Source organism: Rhizobium sp. RU20A, from assembly GCF_900155885.1.
GTDB lineage: Bacteria > Pseudomonadota > Alphaproteobacteria > Rhizobiales > Rhizobiaceae > RU20A.
On the sequence record NZ_FTMB01000006.1, the window covers coordinates 44,723 to 61,873 of the forward strand.

General features: G+C 64.5%; 13 protein-coding genes. 9 read left to right on the plus strand and 4 right to left on the minus strand.

All coding sequences use genetic code 11. The features are described from left to right. Positions 1-48 precede the first annotated feature (48 nt). A complete protein-coding gene (locus F3H41_RS14800; RefSeq protein ID WP_149739462.1) occupies positions 49-564 on the minus strand; it encodes a hypothetical protein in 516 nt (171 codons plus the stop codon). A gap of 171 nt (positions 565-735) precedes the next feature. Here F3H41_RS14800 and F3H41_RS14805 point away from each other — a divergent pair, with 171 nt between their 5' ends. The 9 genes from F3H41_RS14805 to F3H41_RS14850 all read left to right on the plus strand — a co-directional run bounded on the left by F3H41_RS14805 (position 736) and on the right by F3H41_RS14850 (position 11,865). Continuing rightward, positions 736-1,395: a helix-turn-helix transcriptional regulator gene (locus F3H41_RS14805; protein WP_149739463.1), complete on the plus strand. Its 660-nt coding sequence runs from the start codon at positions 736-738 to the stop codon at positions 1,393-1,395. Positions 1,396-1,531: 136 nt separating this feature from the next. After that, positions 1,532-3,157 carry a histidine--tRNA ligase gene (gene hisS, locus F3H41_RS14810; RefSeq protein WP_149739464.1) on the plus strand — a complete coding sequence of 542 codons (1,626 nt, stop codon included), beginning with the start codon at positions 1,532-1,534 and terminating at the stop codon, positions 3,155-3,157. Between the two features lie 350 nt (positions 3,158-3,507). Next, a complete protein-coding gene (locus tag F3H41_RS14820; RefSeq protein ID WP_149739465.1) occupies positions 3,508-4,650 on the plus strand; it encodes an ATP phosphoribosyltransferase regulatory subunit in 1,143 nt (380 codons plus the stop codon). Continuing rightward, positions 4,647-5,342 carry an ATP phosphoribosyltransferase gene (gene hisG, locus F3H41_RS14825; protein WP_149739466.1) on the plus strand — a complete coding sequence of 232 codons (696 nt, stop codon included), beginning with the start codon at positions 4,647-4,649 and terminating at the stop codon, positions 5,340-5,342. The genes F3H41_RS14820 and hisG overlap by 4 nt, the downstream gene beginning before the upstream one ends. A 195-nt stretch (positions 5,343-5,537) precedes the next feature. Beyond that, on the plus strand, positions 5,538-6,209 hold the full coding sequence (locus tag F3H41_RS14830; protein ID WP_149739467.1) for a hypothetical protein: 672 nt from the start codon (positions 5,538-5,540) through the stop codon (positions 6,207-6,209). A 168-nt stretch (positions 6,210-6,377) separates the two neighbouring features. Then, positions 6,378-7,085, plus strand: a complete 708-nt coding sequence (locus F3H41_RS14835) for a glutathione binding-like protein (RefSeq protein WP_149739468.1) — start codon at positions 6,378-6,380, stop codon at positions 7,083-7,085. Between the two features lie 62 nt (positions 7,086-7,147). Next, a complete protein-coding gene (locus tag F3H41_RS14840) occupies positions 7,148-7,555 on the plus strand; it encodes a GFA family protein (protein WP_149739469.1) in 408 nt (135 codons plus the stop codon). Positions 7,556-7,620: 65 nt separating this feature from the next. Continuing rightward, positions 7,621-8,838 carry an FAD-dependent oxidoreductase gene (locus F3H41_RS14845; protein WP_149739470.1) on the plus strand — a complete coding sequence of 406 codons (1,218 nt, stop codon included), beginning with the start codon at positions 7,621-7,623 and terminating at the stop codon, positions 8,836-8,838. Between the two features lie 216 nt (positions 8,839-9,054). Continuing rightward, a complete protein-coding gene (locus tag F3H41_RS14850) occupies positions 9,055-11,865 on the plus strand; it encodes an EAL domain-containing protein (RefSeq protein ID WP_149739471.1) in 2,811 nt (936 codons plus the stop codon). 484 nt (positions 11,866-12,349) lie between these two features. Here F3H41_RS14850 and groL read toward each other — a convergent pair whose 3' ends face one another. The 3 genes from groL to F3H41_RS14865 form a co-directional block, all read right to left on the minus strand. Continuing rightward, positions 12,350-13,987, minus strand: coding sequence for a chaperonin GroEL (gene groL, locus F3H41_RS14855; protein ID WP_149739472.1), 1,638 nt, complete (start codon positions 13,985-13,987; stop codon positions 12,350-12,352). Between the two features lie 108 nt (positions 13,988-14,095). Continuing rightward, on the minus strand, positions 14,096-14,392 hold the full coding sequence (gene groES / locus F3H41_RS14860; RefSeq protein ID WP_149739473.1) for a co-chaperone GroES: 297 nt from the start codon (positions 14,390-14,392) through the stop codon (positions 14,096-14,098). A 257-nt stretch (positions 14,393-14,649) separates the two neighbouring features. Then, positions 14,650-16,974 carry a tetratricopeptide repeat protein gene (locus F3H41_RS14865; RefSeq protein WP_188129477.1) on the minus strand — a complete coding sequence of 775 codons (2,325 nt, stop codon included), beginning with the start codon at positions 16,972-16,974 and terminating at the stop codon, positions 14,650-14,652. Positions 16,975-17,151 lie beyond the last annotated feature (177 nt).

The following is a 17,151-nucleotide window of genomic DNA, read 5'->3' on the forward strand; positions in this document are numbered from 1 at the left end:
AAGGCATGGATGTCCGAAAAGCCGGCAAAACCCCGCAGTGACGCCCTTTCAGGCGCGGGGACGATCCGCCTCGCTGCCATCGCCGTCCGGGCCGCGTTCGTCGGGCAGGCTTTCTCCACTCAGGAAGTAGCCGCGCAGCAGGCACATTCGCCCGCCGGCATCGGCAAGGGACCGACCGACGCAGGCAATGGCCGTCGCCGTCTCGCCATCGGCCCGCCGCGCGCGGTAGCCGAACATCATCGGCTTGCCCGTGGCGCGTTCCAGCGTTGCCAGCACGCCGTCGCGCGTGTCGTGCGCATAGGCGTTGACGATGTCCATGATGCCGCGCGTATCGGGTTGCAGCCCGTGCAAGGCCGCAGCCGCATCGGAGAGCGTATAGGCGCCGCTGGTCAGGTCACAGGAAAACGACGCCCGGGTCTGACCGGCGAGCACCGCCAGCCAGTCGAGGTCGACGGCCTGGCCCGCAGCGGCAAGGCCAACCAGCGGTGCATCACTGCCGTTGCGGGCCACGCTGTCTGCATGGCCGTCCCCCTGGCGCCCGCTGGCGAATGGTGCCCCTGACATTCTGCTCACGCGAAAACCCCGAAACGTGGCCGGTAATCCGCTGGGCGCCTTTCGGCAGAACGGTCGGATGCATGGGCCAATGTATATATGCGATTTTAAAGGACTGGAATCGCGATCGAAACCCGGTACATTGATCGTTCAATAAACTCAGGATATGTAATATTCAAGAAAATGCAACCGGAAGAAATCGTCTCCTCCGCAACCTCGCTCTCCTCGGCCGTCACGGATCTCGTCGCGCATCTGAGATCCTACCGGCTGAAAATGGGGCTGTCGCAGTCCGATATCGCCTGGAAGCTCGGCGTTTCCCTGCCAACCATTTCGCGCTGGGAGCGCGGCGTGGCGCGGCCGGATCTGCGTGCCATCGGCGCCATCATCGATTTCATGCGCCGGGCCGACAGCCATGATGCGGCAACCCTGGTGCGCAATGTCGCCCGCTCGCGCGAGAGCCGCAACCTGTGGGAGGGCGAGGACATCCGCTACCTCGTCGGCTCGCGGCGCGAACTGCTGGAAACGCCGCAACTGCGATCCCTCGTCGGCGAGCCCATCCGCCGCTATCTCGCCGGCTCCTATGCCATGATGGTGGAGGACCGGGCGGTGTGGTCCGCGCTGCGCCGCCACGAGATCGCCTCCGCCGAATTCTTCGGTGGCACCGCCATGACCAACACCTTCCTGCCGGCCGGCATGGTGCAGCTGAAGCGCATCACGCTGCATGCCGGCTATATTGGCGAGGTGCGCTGCGAGAGCCATTCGACGCTGATGCCGAAATCGCTCGCCACCAAGCAGGAGGGCGTCGTCCTCTATTCCTGGGACGAACTCGGCCGTCCGGCCTGAGAGGCCCTCTCTTGAAGGCGTAGCCCGAAACGCAAGGGACGCCGGCCCTCCGCCCGCCCATCAGCCTTGTCGCCCGGCGCGCAATCCGCTAGGAAGCCGGCACTTTCCTCCTGATTTTTAAAAGGTTCGGCCGACAATGTCCGACAAGAAGAAGACCCAGAAGCTCAAGGCCCGACTGCCGCGCGGTTTCGTCGATCGCGAGGCGGCCGATATCCGCGCCGTCAACGAGATGACCGCGAAGATCCGGGAGGTTTATGAGCGCTATGGCTTCGATCCCGTCGAAACGCCGCTCTTCGAATATACCGATGCGCTCGGCAAGTTCCTGCCCGACAGCGACCGCCCCAACGAGGGCGTCTTCTCGCTGAAGGACGACGACGAGCAGTGGATGAGCCTGCGCTACGACCTCACAGCGCCGCTCGCCCGCCATGTCGCGGAAAACTTCCAGGAAATCCAGCTTCCCTACCGCACCTACCGCGCCGGCTACGTCTTCCGCAACGAAAAGCCGGGCCCCGGCCGCTTCCGCCAGTTCATGCAGTTCGACGCCGACACGGTCGGCGCAGCCGGCGTGCAGGCCGATGCCGAAATGTGCATGATGATGGCCGACACGATGGAAGCGCTTGGCATCAAGCGCGGGGATTATGTGATCCGGGTGAATAGCCGGAAGGTGCTGGACGGCGTTCTTGAAACTGCCCGTGTCTTTGAAGATGCGCAGAAACTTGCCGTCCTTCGCGCAATGGACAAGTTCGACAAATTCGGTGTTGAAGGCGTCAAGCTTCTACTCGGAGCCGGTCGCAAGGATGAAAGTGGGGATTTTACAAAGGGGGCCGGTCTTGTCGACGATCAGATCGGCATAATCGTCTCGTACCTTGTCGCCCAATCTGGTTCCAGCTTCGCAACGATGAACGACGAAGCTACCCTTGTCGCTGGAGACGAAGAGCAGGCGTCTCATGGCTTTGGTAGTAGCGATACGTTTTACTACTCCAATCTCAGAACAATTCATGCCCTCACGGGCGTCCTTGGTGGTTCATCGTCGCAAGCTATCATTGACGAATTAAATAGCATGTTCAGCATGATTGCCTCAGCAGGTTACGGCTCGAGGCGCATTAAGTTCGACCCCTCCGTCGTCCGCGGCCTCGAATACTACACCGGCCCCGTCTTCGAAGCCGAGCTCACCTTCGCCGTCACCAACGAGAAGGGCGAGAAGGTCGTATTCGGCTCGGTCGGCGGCGGTGGGCGTTATGACGGGCTCGTGTCGCGCTTCATGGGGCAGCCTGTGCCGGCCACCGGCTTCTCCATTGGCGTCTCGCGCCTGATGACCGCGCTGAAGAACCTCGGCAAGCTCGGCGCCGACGAGGTCGTCGCCCCCGTGCTCGTTTGCGTCATGGACCGCAATGTCGAGGCGATGGGCCGTTACCAGCGTTTCACGCAGACCCTCCGCAACGCGGGTATCCGCGCCGAGATGTATCAGGGCAATAAAAAGAATTTTGGGGATCAGCTTAAATACGCGGATCGTCGTGGTTGCCCTATCGCGATCATCCAAGGTGGTGACGAGCGTGAGAGAACGGATGGCGACGGCAATCCGATGCCGGTGGTGCAGATCAAGGACCTCATCGAGGGCAAGCGCCTCTCCGGCGAGATTACCGACAACACCGAATGGCGCGAGGCCCGCGTCGCCCAGATCGTCGTGCCCGAGGACGACCTCGTCGCCAAGGTCGCCGAAATCCTCGCCGCCCAGGCCGAGGATCGCGCCCGGCAGGGGTAAGGATTTCCCGTGCTTTCGATTGTGGCCTGCCTTCCTCTGTCCTGCCGGACATCTCCCCCGCAAGGGGGGAGATCGGCTGGGCGCGGCCGCAGTGGGTCCTCGCCAGCGTTTGCGTGGAGCGTCGAAAATGGGCGGTTTGCTGCCGAGCGTCGCGATCACGCGAAAGCCCCCTCATCCGCCTGCCGGCACCTTCTCCCCGCCGGGGAGAAGGCCGCTGCGGCGCGGTCTGGCACCCCATCTCTTCTCCCCGCCGGGGAGAAGGTGCCCGAAGGGCGGATGAGGGGGCTTGCCCTCCATCATCGCCATCATCTGCCGACTGTCGCCATGCCCCTTCGTTCCGGACCCCGCCCATGCCCCTGATCAACCTGCCTGCCTTCGCCCCCGCGCTCGCCGAAGATCTGGCGGCCCTGAAGGCCGAGCGGGTGGATACGCCCGTGATCCAGCCGGCCGCGCCCTTTCTCGACATGGCGGGCGAGGATCTGCGCCGGCGCATCTTCCTCACGGAAAGCGAGACGGGCGAAAGCCTGTGCCTGCGCCCGGAATTCACCATCCCCGTCTGCATCCGCCACATCGAGACGGCGACGGGCACGCCGAAGCGCTATGCCTATCTCGGCGAGGTCTTCCGCCAGCGCCGCGAAGGTTCGGCCGAGTTCTATCAGGCCGGCATCGAGGATCTGGGTGATCCCGATGTTGCTCGCGCCGACGCGCGTGCCGTGGCCGATGCCGTCAGCGTCCTTGCCCGCCGCCTGCCCGGCCGGCCGCTTGCCGTCACGCTTGGCGATCAGGGCGTGTTCGAGGCCGTGGTGGCGGCCTGCGGCCTGCCGGCCGGCTGGCAGAAGCGGCTGATCCATGCCTTCGGCAACCATGCCCATCTCGCCCGCCTGCTGGAGGCCCTGTCGGACCCGGAAAAGACCGAGGTCTTCAATCCCGAGCTCGAAAAGCTTGCCATCCGTGGCCTGCTGGAGGACGAGGCGAGCCTCGCCGCCCATATCGACGCGACCATGCAGGCGACCGGCTATTCCACCAATGCCAGCCGCAGCCCGGCCGAAATCGCACGGCGCCTCAAGGAAAAGCTGGAGCTGGAAAGCATCCGCTTGGATGCCCGCACCCATGGCCTGCTCACCGAATTCCTCGGCGTCGATGTCCCGCTCGCCGATGCCCCGGCGGCGCTCTTTGCCTTCGCCGAGCGCTCCGGCCTCGACATCGCGCCCGCTTTGTCGCGCTTCGATGCGCGCGTGGCGGCGATCCGCAATGCCGGCGTCGAGCCTGATATCGTCACCTACCGCGCCGCCTTCGGCCGCCCGCTCGATTATTACACCGGCCTTGTCTTCGAGGTGACGGTGAAGGGCGAAACCGCCGTTCTTGCGGGCGGTGGCCGCTTCGATCGGCTGCTGACGCTGCTCGGCGCGGCCGACCGCATTCCGGCCGTCGGCTTCGCGCTCTGGCTGGACCGCATCGAGACCGCCATCAACGAGGGGAGGGCACGCGCATGACCGTCACCATCGGCCTGCCGTCCAAGGGACGCATGAAGGAGGATTGCTCGGCCATCCTTGCCCGCGCCGGCCTGCCGGTCGTTGCCGTCGGCAATGACCGCTCCTATCGCGGCCGCGTCGACGGGCGCGAGGATATCGAGATCGCCTTCCTCTCGGCCTCGGAGATCGCCCGCGAGATTGCTGCCGGTACCGTCGATTTCGGCGTCACCGGCGAGGATCTGGTGCGCGAGGGCCTGGCCGAGGTGGATGCGCGCGTGGAATTTTCCGCCCGCCTCGGCTTCGGCCATGCGGATGTCGTCGTCGCCGTGCCGGAAATCTGGCTGGATGTGGACACGATGGCCGACCTTGCCGATGTCGCCGCCGATTTCCGCGCCCGCCACCAGCGCCGCCTGACGGTCGCCACCAAATACTGGCGGCTGACGCAGCAGTTTTTCTCCCAGCGCCACGGCATCCAGCTCTACCGCATCGTGGAAAGCCTCGGCGCCACGGAAGGCGCGCCGGCTTCCGGCTCGGCCGATATCATCGTCGATATCACCTCGACGGGCTCGACGCTGACGGCGAACCACCTGAAGGTGCTGTCCGACGGCGTCATCCTGCGCTCCGAAGCCTGCCTCGTGCGGGCCCGGCGCAAGGAGCACGACAGCGATCCGGTTGTCGCCGAGATCGTCGAGCGGGTGCGCGCCGTCGTCTGACATCGCCCGGGCGTGCGGCGACGCAAGCCTGGCGCAAGCCGGCGGGCGCACCCTTGCCTTTACACGCGGGGCCATGCCGTTCCGCCATCCGGCTGCCCCTGCGCGGCCCCTCCCGATGGCGCTCCCGGTCCCCATCAATCGATCAAGCCCCGGATGAGCCGCGGACACCGATCCCCCATGCCAAGGATCCGGACCATGGTCAGTGCTCTCGAAACCGTCCGTTTCGCAACATCGCAGGCGCTGCTGAAGGCGCTGCGCGACACCGAGACCGAGGCCGAATCCGCCGGCAGCCTGCCCACTCCCATGGCCGGCATCCTCCGGGAATACGGCATCGACACCGCCGCCACCGGCGGGGCGGCCGGCACCCAGTCGCTCTCCGCGCTCCTGACCGGTCTCAGCCCGCAGAAAGTCTCCGGCACCACGCTCGGCACGGCTGTCGGCAGCGTCACGGCCCCCGTCGCGCCCATTTCCACGGACATCACCACCGCCTCCTTCATGACGGGCCTTGCCGGCCGCATCGTGGCGCTTGCCGATGCGCCGGATACGAAGGCGCAGGGCCAAGCCATGGCCAAGGCGCTGAAGGCGGGAACGCTGACGGTTGCCGATCCCCTGACCGGCCGCGCCGTCGCCGCCTTCTCGCCCGACAAGCAGCAGACCGGCACGGCGAGCGAGATCGGCGCCAGTGGATGGTCCGACTACTTGAAGGATCACCTCAAGCGCGGTGAGGACGGCACGTTCCTGAGGTCACGGGATGGCAGCTACATCGACGCCGCCACCGGCGCCAATGCCTGGTTCGGCACGGTGGGCAGTGGCTATGTCTATCTCACCTGGCCGGCCGCAAGCACGGGCACGGCAGCGGCCGCTTGACGTTACAGGCGATTTTTCGCCGCTCCCCATCTGACAATGGCCTGTCCGCTGGCCTATCTAGGTGAGGCCCGCCGCCGGGCGGCTGTCTCCTGTTGCGCCCGGCTTTCCCCTTGAAGACGCGAGCGGTCCCGCCATCCGGCTGGCCGCAGCGCTGTTCCGGAGCCTGCCATGGCCGACCTCTCTGCCTTTCCCATCACCAGCAAATGGCCCGCCAAAAACCCCGAGATCATCCAGCTCTATTCCCTGCCGACGCCGAACGGCCAGAAAGTGTCGATCGCACTGGAGGAAATGGGCCTCGCCTATGAACCACACCGCATCGACATCAGCACCAATGTGCAGAAGTCACCGGAATTCCTGTCGCTGAACCCCAATGGCCGCATCCCCGCCATCATCGACCCCAATGGTCCGGATGGCCAGCCGATCGGCCTTTTCGAATCCGGTGCCATCCTCGTCTATCTCGCCGAAAAGACCGGCAAGCTGCTGCCGGCCGATGCCAAGGAGCGTTACGAGACGCTCGCCTGGGTCATGTTCCAGATGGGCGGCGTCGGCCCCATGCTCGGTCAGTTCGGCCACTTCTTCAAATATGCCGCCGACAAGGTCGCCAACAATTCCTATCCGATGGAACGCTACCGCGACGAATCCAAGCGCCTGCTCGGCATTCTCGAGGAGCGGCTGAAGGGTCGCGAATGGCTGATGGGCGACGACTACACCATCGCCGACATCGCGACTTTCCCCTGGGTCGAGGGCGCCCGCCGCTTCTATGGGGCCGCCGATGTACTCGGCTACGACAAGCTGCCGCATGTGACCGCCTGGGTCGATCGCGCCCTTGCCCGCCCGGCCACGCAGCGCGGCCTGGAGATCCCGGCCAAGGATTGAGCTGAACCTTGCGCCGGTGACGATCCTGCGGGAGTTTCCTGGGATCAGGAAGGAGCACACCCATGTTCGTCACCGGCCGCTGCCATTGCGAAGCCATCACCTATGAAGCGGAGATCGACCCCGAGGCTGTCGGCATCTGCCATTGCACCGATTGCCAGCGCCTCACCGGCTCGCCCTTTCGCGTCACGGCGATCACCGCCGCCGATGCGATCCGGTTGACGGCAGGCCAGCCGAAGCGCTACCGGAAAGTGGGGGACAACGGGCGGGGTCGCCTGCAGCTTTTCTGCCCGGAGTGTGGCGCACCGCTCTTCACCACGGGGGAGGGGCCGGATGCGGCCACTTGGGGCATTCGCTGGGGTAGCATCGACCAGCGCGCCAGCCTTACCCCGAAGGGCCAGATCTGGTGCCGCTCGGCCGTGGACTGGCTGCCCGCCATCGGCGGCCTGCCGGCCAGCGACGGCGACGCATAACGGATGACGAGACCGGGCCGAGCGCGCCCGCGCATGAGGGGACGGACGAGGGAATGGCTGAGGGCATGACGGGGAACATCGTGATCGTGGGTGGCGGACAGGCCGGTTTTGCGGTCGCCGCAAAGCTCCGGGCCCTCGGGGACGCAAGGCCCGTTACCATCCTCGCCGCCGAGGCGTCGCTGCCCTATCAGCGCCCGCCACTCTCCAAGAAATATCTGCTGCGCGAGATGAGTCTCGACCGGCTCTTCTTCCGCCCGCAGGAATGGTTCGACGACAACGCCGTCGAGGTCCGCCTGTCGACGCGCGCCACAGGCATCGATCGCGAGGCCCGCACCGTGACGCTCTCGACCGGCGAGACGCTTGCCTATGGCACGCTGGTGCTGGCGACCGGCGCCACGCCGCGCCGCCTGCCGGCCGAGGTCGGTGGCGATCTTGCCGGCGTCACCGTCCTGCGCGACTTTGCCGATGCCGATGCGCTGGCCGGCGAGATGCAGCCCGGCCGCCGCGTGCTGATCGTCGGCGGCGGCTATATCGGCCTCGAGGCCGCCGCCGTCGCCCGGTCCCTGGGGCTGGAGGTGACGCTGATCGAGATGGCCGATCGCATCCTCAACCGCGTCGCCTCAGCCGCCACCGCCGATCTGCTGCGCGCCGTCCACCTTTCGCGCGGTGTCGATATCCGCGAAAACACCGGGCTGGTGCGTCTCGAGGGCCGCGACGGCCGCGTGGTTGCCGCGCACCTGACCGATGGCACGCGCCTCGACATCGACCTCGTCATTGCCGGGATCGGCGTTCTCGCCAATGATGCGCTCGCCCGGGAGGCGGGCCTCGAAACGGCCGGCGGCATCGTCGTCGATGCCTTCGGCCGCACCGCCGACCCCGCCATCTTCGCAGCCGGCGACGTTGCCGTCTTCGACTATGACGGCGCGCGCATCCGGCTGGAATCGGTGCAGAACGCCGTCGATCAGGCCGAGGCCGTCGCCGCCGTCATCGCGGGTGGCACGGCGGCCTATCGTCCCCATCCCTGGTTCTGGTCCGACCAGTTCGACATCAAGCTGCAGATCGCCGGCCTCGGCCGCGCCGGCGACGAGACGGTGCTGCGCCCCGGCCAGCGCGAGGGCAGTGTTTCCGTCTGGTATTTCCGCGACGGGCACCTGAAGGCGGTGGATGCGATCAACGATGCAAAAGCCTATGTCACGGCCAAAAAGCTGCTGGAACTCGGCCGCTCGCCAAGCATCGAGACGATCCGTGACACCGGCATCGACCTGAAGACGCTGATCGCCTGATCGCACCTGCACCGGCACTCCGGCGCGGGTCGGCTCGGTCACAGTATCCGCCCCGCATGCAGCGCAAATTTGCGCTTTGTTAAGCACGTTGCGGGACGTGATCCTTCCCTTTTGGATTTATATTCATAGTTTCATACTTGCTTAGAGGGAACCGATGCATTGCGGAGGCTGGGGACCCCTTGGTTCTCGTTGTCTTTGCTATGCGGAAGTCCGGCCATGATCAAAGTCCTGAACTGCCTTGTGGTCGATCACGATCCCAAACTCGTTCTGCTCGCGGCAGCGCTGTGCTTCCTGACGAGCTTCGGCGCGATCGTTCTTCTGCAACGCGCGACGGCTGCCGAGGGCAGGGGGCGTCTCGTCTGGCAGCTGGTGGCGGCCGGGGCAGCCGGCTACGGCATCTGGTCCACGCATTTCGTTGCGATGCTCGCCTATGATACGGGCGTGGTGATGGGCTTCGAGGTGGGCCTCACCCTGCTCTCCCTGCTGATCGCCGTGCTGATGACCTTCGCAGGGCTGGTGCTTGCAAGCGCGCAGGGCGCTGGTAAAGGCTGGACGCTGGCGGGCGCCGCCTGCATCGCCCTCGGCGTGTCGGGCATGCACTTCGTCGGCATGAACGCGCTCCAACTTCCCGGCAGCATCGAGTGGGATCCGCCGCTCGTCGCTGCCTCGCTGGTCTTTGCCCTGTCGTTTTCCGCCGCCGCCCTCTTTGCCACCCGCACCACGCACCGTTCTGCGGTGCGGCGCACCCTTCTGCCGGCGGTGCTGCTGACGCTGGCGATCGTTTCGCTGCATTTCACGGCCATGGGTGCGGTGACCGTCGGCGACGGACCGGTCTCCGAACATCTGACGTCCCTCGTCTCGCCCGGCCTTCTGGCATTGATGATCACCGCCATCGCGGTTTCCATGCTGTGCGCCGGCATCGTCATCGCCGGCTTTGCCAAGCGCACCCAGCGCGATCGTGCCGAAAACGAACGCCAGCTGTCCGTGCTGGTCCGCGGTGTCACCGATTACGCCATCTACATGCTCGATGTCGATGGTCGCGTCACCAGCTGGAATGCGGGTGCCGAGCGTCTCAAGGGTTACTCCGCCGCGGAAATCATCGGTCGGAGTTTCGCGTGCTTCTATTCAACGCAGGAGCAGGCCGATGGTGAGCCTGAGCGCACCCTGGCGGAAGCGCTGAGCAAGGGCGGCTGCGAACGCGAGGGCTACCGCTACCACAAGGATGGCACGACCTTCTGGGCGAACGTGGTCATCGAGCCCATCCACAACGAGGATGGATGCCATATCGGCTTCGCCAAGATCACCCGCGACCAGACGCGCCAGAAAGCCGAGGCCGAAAAGCTTGCGCGGATGACGGCAAATCTGGACAGCGCGGTCGAGAACATCACGCAGGGCATCTGCCTGTTCGATGCCGATGACCGGCTGGTGCTGTGCAACGAGCGCGTTCGCCGCCTCTTCGGCGCGACGCCCGATATGCCGTTGGTCGGCATGGGCTTCCGCGAGCTTCTGTGCGCCATCGGTGCCCAGAGGGGAAGCGATCCGGCACTTATCGCCGCCTTCGCCGAGAAGATCTATCACGAGCATATGGCCCCGCTGAAGGCCACGGGCGCCTCCGATGTGCTGATCAAGCTGCCCTCGGGCCTGTCCGTTTCGGTCAAGTACCGCGCCATTCCCGGCGGCGGCTGGGTCAGCACCTACGAGGATATCACGGAACGTCTTCAGTCGGAGGCGCGCATCGCCTTTCTCGCCCGCCATGATGGCCTGACGGGCCTGCCAAACCGCGAGCAGTTCCGCAACGCCCTGAACGAGGCCATCACTGCGGCCGAGCGCAGCGGTGAGCGCGTGGCCGTCGTCGCCCTTGATGTCGATGGTTTCAAGGAAATGAACGATATCCACGGCGCGGCCGGCGGTGACCTCGTGTTGAAGACTCTGGCCGAACGGCTGGTCGCCCTGCCAGAGGCCGGCCAGAGTGTCGCGCGCCTTGGCGGTGACGAATTTGCCGTCGTGCTGCGCTTTGAAGAGCTGGCCCAGCTGGAAGACCTTCTGGCCGACATCAAGGCGGCGACGACGACGCACCTGATGAGCGGTGAAGACGAGATCAACATCGGCTGCAGCCTCGGCGTCGCCATCTTTCCGCAGGACGCAGCGACAGCCGAAACCCTTGTCAACAATGCCGATCTCGCGCTGCAGCGCGCCAAGGGCGCGCTCACCGACAATGTCTGCTTCTACGAGACGGAGATGGACGAGGCGGCGCGCCTGCGCCGGGTACTCGCCGTCGATCTCTGGCAGGGCGTCGCCCGCCGCCAGTTCGCGCTGCATTATCAGGTGCAGACCTCGGTGGCGACGGGTGAGACGACCGGCTACGAGGTGCTGCTGCGCTGGGCCCATCCCGAGCGCGGCTTCGTTTCGCCGGCAAGCTTCATCCCGATCGCCGAGGAATGCGGCGCCATCCTGCCGATCGGCGAATGGGTGCTGAAGGAAGCCTGCCGCGAGGCCGCCGGCTGGGACAACGGCCTCAAGATCGCCGTCAACCTCTCCCCGGTCCAGCTTGCCCATGCCGATATCGTCGCGCTGGTCAGTGCAACGCTTGCCGAAACCGGCCTCGACCCCCGCCGGCTGGAGCTGGAGATCACCGAAACCACCATTATCGGCGACAAGCAGCGGGCGCTGGAAACGCTGCGGCAGATCAAGGCGCTCGGCGTTACCATCGCGCTTGATGATTTCGGCACCGGCTATTCCTCGCTCGATACGCTGCGCTCCTTCCCCTTCGACAAGATCAAGCTCGATCGCAGCTTCATGAACGCGGTGGAGGACAGCGCCGAAGCCAAGGCGATCCTGCGCGCCATTCTGGCGCTCGGCAGCAGCCTGAGGGTGCCGGTTCTGGCGGAGGGCGTCGAAACCGTCTCACAGCTCGACATCCTGCGCCTGGAAGGCTGCGACGAGGCCCAGGGCTACCTGCTCGGCCGCCCCCAGCCGATCGACCAGATCCACGCCGCCGCTCTCGCCGAGGGTCCCGTCGCGGCGTGAGCGCAGACAGGGCACTGCCCCCTCATCCGATCCTTCGGGGCACCCTCTCCCCGAGGGGAGAAGGGATTGTGGTGCTCTCGTCCGGGTCTCTTCTCCCCGGCGGGGAGAGATGATGCCGGCAGGCAGATGAGGGGGGGCGAAGCCATGCCGCGTCCCGAGGATGCCAGGTTCAAGGGCAGGTCTGCCGCCGGCCAGCGGGCCCGTTGCCGCCTGAGCGTCGGCGTGGCGCGACCGCCCCCTCATCCGACCCTTCGTGCCACCTTCTCCCCGAGGGGAGAAGGGATGGTGGCGCTCTCCGCTGGCTCTCTTCTCCCCGGCGGGGAGAAGATGCCGGCAGGCAGATGAGGGGGGCGAAGCCAAGCGGCGTCCCGACGTTGCACGCCCCAAACGCGGAGCCGCCGCCAACCCCGCCACACCCCGCACCTCCAAACGAAAAAGGGCGACCCGAAGGCCGCCCTTTCCGTATTGCGAGGCGTTGGACTGATTAGAAGTCCATGCCGCCCATGCCGCCGCCCATGCCGCCGGGCATTGCGGGGGCTTCCTTCTTCGGCAGCTCGGCGATCATCGCTTCCGTCGTGATGAGGAGCGAGGCAACCGAAGCGGCGTTCTGGAGGGCGGTGCGCACGACCTTGACCGGGTCGACGATGCCCATGGCGATCATGTCGCCATATTCCGACGTCTGGGCGTTGTAGCCGAAGTTGTCGTCGTTCTTGTCGAGGATCTTGCCGACAACGATGGAGGCTTCGTCGCCTGCGTTTTCAGCGATCTGGCGAACCAGCGACTGCAGGGCGCGGCGAACGATGTTGATGCCGGCTTCCTGGTCGTCGTTGGCGCCCTTGGCGGTGATCTTCGTGGAGGAGCGCAGCAGGGCCGTGCCACCACCGGGAACGATGCCTTCCTGAACGGCGGCGCGCGTTGCGTTCAGCGCGTCGTCGATGCGGTCCTTGCGTTCCTTGACTTCCACTTCCGTTGCACCGCCGACGCGGATGACGGCAACGCCGCCAGCAAGCTTGGCAAGGCGCTCCTGAAGCTTCTCGCGGTCGTAGTCCGAAGAGGTTTCTTCGATCTGCGCCTTGATCTGCGCGACGCGGCCTTCGATGTCGGTCTTCTGGCCGGCACCGTCGACGATCGTCGTGTTTTCCTTGGAGATCGAAACCTTCTTGGCGCGGCCGAGCATGTCGAGGGTGACAGACTCGAGCTTGATGCCGAGGTCTTCGGAGATGACAGTGCCGCCCGTCAGGATGGCGATGTCTTCCAGCATGGCCTTGCGGCGGTCGCCGAAGCCCGGAGCCTTGACGGCAGCGATCTTGAGGCCGCCACGCAGCTTGTTGACGACGAGCGTTGCAAGCGCTTCGCCTTCGACGTCTTCCGCGATGATGAGGAGCGGCTTGCCGGTCTGGACGACGGCTTCGAGAACCGGGAGCATCGCCTGGAGGTTCGAGAGCTTCTTCTCGTGCAGGAGAATGAAAGCGTCTTCGAGGTCGGCGACCATCTTTTCCGGGTTGGTCACGAAGTAGGGCGAGAGATAGCCGCGGTCGAACTGCATGCCTTCGACGACTTCGAGTTCGGTCTCGGCGGTCTTGGCTTCTTCAACCGTGATGACGCCTTCGTTGCCGACGCGCTGCATGGCTTCGGCAATGTCCTTGCCGACCTGCGTGTCGCCGTTGGCCGAGATCGTGCCGACCTGGGCAACTTCTTCCGAGGTGTTGATCTTCTTGGCCTTGGCCTGGAGATCCTTGACGACTTCGGCGACGGCGAGATCGATGCCGCGCTTCAGGTCCATCGGGTTCATGCCGGCGGCAACGGCCTTCTGGCCCTCGCGGACGATCGCCTGGGCGAGAACGGTTGCGGTCGTGGTGCCGTCGCCGGCGATGTCGTTGGTCTTCGAAGCGACTTCGCGGACCATCTGGGCGCCCATGTTCTCGAACTTGTCTTCCAGTTCGATTTCCTTGGCGACGGAAACGCCGTCCTTCGTGATGCGCGGTGCGCCGAAGGACTTGTCGATCACGACGTTGCGGCCCTTCGGACCCAGCGTGACCTTGACGGCATCAGCGAGAATGTCGACGCCGCGCAGCATCTTTTCGCGCGCGGTGCGGCCGAATTTGACTTCTTTGGCTGCCATGGTGAAAACTCCTTTGAAAGGTGTCTGCGATTGTTTCGCGAAACGGATATCGGCTTATCGATCCCCCCGGCCGGCGCTGTCGCCGGTCACCGGAGAGCGGTCGAAAGATCAGCCGATGATGCCCATGATGTCGGCTTCCTTCATGATCAGAAGGTCTTCGCCGTTGAGCTTGACTTCGGTGCCGGACCACTTGCCGAACAGGACGCGATCGCCGACCTTGACGTCGAGCGCAACGACCTTGCCGGTCTCATCACGGGCGCCGGAGCCAACAGCGACGATCTCGCCTTCCTGCGGCTTTTCCTTGGCGGTATCCGGAATGATGATGCCGCCCTTGGTCTTTTCTTCAGACTCGACGCGCTTGACGACGACACGGTCGTGCAGCGGGCGGAAATTGGTGCTTGCCATTGTCTTAATCCCTCGATCAAATGACATGGACGGACCCAAAAAGGCCCCTCGAATGTGTTAGCACTCTCTCTGGAGGAGTGCCAGCGACGTCGATTTAGGGATTGGCGCGGGGGGAGTCAAGGATGGGGTGGGGGAATTTTGCGGTGGCTGGTCATGGTGTGGCTAGATACGTTGGGGTTGTTACTCCGTCAGTGACGCCAACGATGGCATAAGCGCCATCACCGTTGCGCGTCTCGAAACAGACCAACGAATCTAGTTCAGTTCTCTCGTCCTCCCATCCTATCTAGAAGTTGTGCCAAATTACCTCTGACGGTCTTCGTGTACGGATGTTCGGTGCCTAGCGCTTTCTCAAAAAGTTCGAGAGCCTTGCGGTAGAGAATTTCGGCCTCCTCGTAACGCCCTTGGGCATTGAGGTTGTAGGCAACGTTGTTGTAGCTCGTCGCCGTATCGGGATGGGCCTCGCCCAGCGCCGCCCGCCGCAGTTCCAGCGCTTTGCGGTAGAGTGGTTCGGCCTCCTCGTGTCTTTTTTGGTCATCAAGGTTGGAGGCAACGTTGTTGTAGCTCGCCGCCGTATCGGGATGGGCCTCGCCCAGCGCCGCCCGCCGCAGTTCCAGCGCTTTGCGGTAGAGTGGTTCGGCCTCCTCGTGTCTTTTTTGGTCATCAAGGTTGGAGGCAACGTTGTTGTAGCTCGCCGCCGTATCGGGATGAGCCTCGCCGAGTGCCGCCCGCCGCAGTTCCAGTGCCTTGCGGTAGAGTGGTTCGGCCTCCTCGTAACGCCCTTGGGCATTGAGGTTGTAGGCAACGTTGTTGTAGCTCGTCGTCGTATCGGGATGGGCCTCGCCGAGTGCCGCCCGCCGCAGTTCCAGTGCCTTGCGGTAGAGTGGTTCGGCCTCCTCGTGTCTTTTTTGGTCATCAAGGTTGGAGGCAACGTTGTTGTAGCTCGTCGTCGTATCGGGATGGGCCTCGCCGAGTGCCGCCCGCCGCAGTTCCAGTGCCTTGCGGTAGAGTGGTTCGGCCTCCTCGTGTCTTTTTTGGTCATCAAGGTTGGAGGCAACGTTGTTGTAGCTCGCCGCCGTATCGGGATGAGCCTCGCCGAGTGCCGCCCGCCGCAGTTCCAGTGCCTTGCGGTAGAGTGGTTCGGCCTCCTCGTAACGCCCTTGGGCATTGAGGTTGTAGGCAACGTTGTTGTAGCTCGTCGTCGTATCGGGATGGGCCTCGCCGAGTGCCGCCCGCCGCAGTTCCAGTGCCTTGCGGTAGAGTGGTTCGGCCTCCTCGTGTCTTTTTTGGTCATCAAGGTTGGAGGCAACGTTGTTGTAGCTCGCCGCCGTATCGGGATGAGCCTCGCCGAGTGCCGCCCGCCGCAGTTCCAGTGCCTTGCGGTAGAGTGGTTCGGCCTCCTCGTGTCTTTTTTGGTCATCAAGGTTAGAGGCAACGTTGTTGTAGCTCGCCGCTGTATCGGGATGAGCCTCGCCGAGTGCCGCCCGCCGCAGTTCCAGTGCCTTGCGGTAGAGTGGTTCGGCCTCCTCGTAACGCCCTTGGGCATAGAGGTTGTAGGCAACGTTGTTGTAGCTCGTCGCCGTATCGGGATGGGCCTCGCCGAGTGCCGCCCGCCGCAGTTCCAGTGCCTTGCGGTGGAGGGGTTCGGCCTCCTCGTACCGCCCTTGGTCATAAAGGTTGGAGGCAACGTTGTTGTAGCTCGTCGCCGTATCGGGATGGGCCTCGCCGAGTGCCGCCCGCCGCAGTTCCAGTGCCTTGCGGTGGAGGGGTTCGGCCTCCTCGTGTCGCCCTTGCGCACCGAGGTTGGAGGCAACGTTGTCGTAGCTCGTCGCCGTATCGGGATGGGCCTCTCCGAGCGCCGCCCGCCGCAGTTCCAGTGCCTTGCGGTGGAGGGGTTCGGCCTCCTCGTGTCGCCCTTGGTCATAAAGGTTGGAGGCAACGTTGTTGTAGCTCGTCGCCGTATCGGGGTGGGCCTCTCCGAGGGTAGTCCCCTTCAGTTCCAGTGCCTTGCGGTGAAGGGGTTCGGCCTCCTCGTAACGCCCTTGGTCATCGAGGTTGGAGGCAAGGTTGTTGTAGCTCGTCGCCGTATCGGGGTGGGCCTCTCCGAGGGCAGCCTGCTTCAGTTCCAGTGCCGTGCGGTGGAGAGGTTCGGCTTCCTTGTAACGCCCTAGGTTATCAAGGTTGTAGGCAAGGTTGTTGTAGCTGGTCGCCGTATCGGGATGGGCCTCTCCGAGCACTGCCCGTCGCAGTTCCAGTGACTTGCGGTAGAGAGGTTCGGCCTCCTCGTAACGCCCTTGGTCATCAAGGTTGGAGGCAACGTTACTATAGCTTTCCGCCGTGTCTGGATGCTCATCGCCGAGCGCCTCAGCAAGAAGAGCACTCTGGGCGCGATAACACTCGACGGCCTGTGCATAGTTGAATTTCACGGCGGCAAGCTCGGCGCGTTTGCCGAGAATACCTGCCCGGTTTTCCTTGTCGCGTTTCGCCGTCTCTTCACGATCGGCGATTATGTCAATGTAGCGTTTATCGGCTTCAGCAAGTGCCTTTTCCGCCGCATCCAACGAAAAGTGCTCACCGCTTGTCAAAGCGTCATCCGCTTGCTCCAGAAGGGACGCAATCTCTGGGACTTCGTTTGCGAGAGATCGAAAATCTCCTCTGCTGTCGCGCAGTTCTTTCAGTCGTTCGTAAGATTTCTCCAATGCGGCAGCAAGATCTTCTCGTGGAATCCGCTTTTCAAGGATCATCGCTAGAAGGGCGATGAG

Excerpts from the sequence above, each read along its gene's own strand:
- F3H41_RS14835 (WP_149739468.1), top strand. The coding sequence starts at position 6,378 with ATGGCCGACCTCTCTGCCTTTCCCATCACCAGCAAATGGCCCGCCAAA.
- groL (WP_149739472.1), bottom strand. The coding sequence starts at position 13,987 with ATGGCAGCCAAAGAAGTCAAATTCGGCCGCACCGCGCGCGAAAAGATG.
- hisG (WP_149739466.1), top strand. The coding sequence starts at position 4,647 with ATGACCGTCACCATCGGCCTGCCGTCCAAGGGACGCATGAAGGAGGAT.
- hisS (WP_149739464.1), top strand. The coding sequence starts at position 1,532 with ATGTCCGACAAGAAGAAGACCCAGAAGCTCAAGGCCCGACTGCCGCGC.
- F3H41_RS14840 (WP_149739469.1), top strand. The coding sequence starts at position 7,148 with ATGTTCGTCACCGGCCGCTGCCATTGCGAAGCCATCACCTATGAAGCG.
- F3H41_RS14850 (WP_149739471.1), top strand. The coding sequence starts at position 9,055 with ATGATCAAAGTCCTGAACTGCCTTGTGGTCGATCACGATCCCAAACTC.
- F3H41_RS14830 (WP_149739467.1), top strand. The coding sequence starts at position 5,538 with ATGGTCAGTGCTCTCGAAACCGTCCGTTTCGCAACATCGCAGGCGCTG.
- groES (WP_149739473.1), bottom strand. The coding sequence starts at position 14,392 with ATGGCAAGCACCAATTTCCGCCCGCTGCACGACCGTGTCGTCGTCAAG.
- F3H41_RS14805 (WP_149739463.1), top strand. The coding sequence starts at position 736 with ATGCAACCGGAAGAAATCGTCTCCTCCGCAACCTCGCTCTCCTCGGCC.
- F3H41_RS14800 (WP_149739462.1), bottom strand. The coding sequence starts at position 564 with ATGTCAGGGGCACCATTCGCCAGCGGGCGCCAGGGGGACGGCCATGCA.
- F3H41_RS14845 (WP_149739470.1), top strand. The coding sequence starts at position 7,621 with ATGACGGGGAACATCGTGATCGTGGGTGGCGGACAGGCCGGTTTTGCG.
- F3H41_RS14820 (WP_149739465.1), top strand. The coding sequence starts at position 3,508 with ATGCCCCTGATCAACCTGCCTGCCTTCGCCCCCGCGCTCGCCGAAGAT.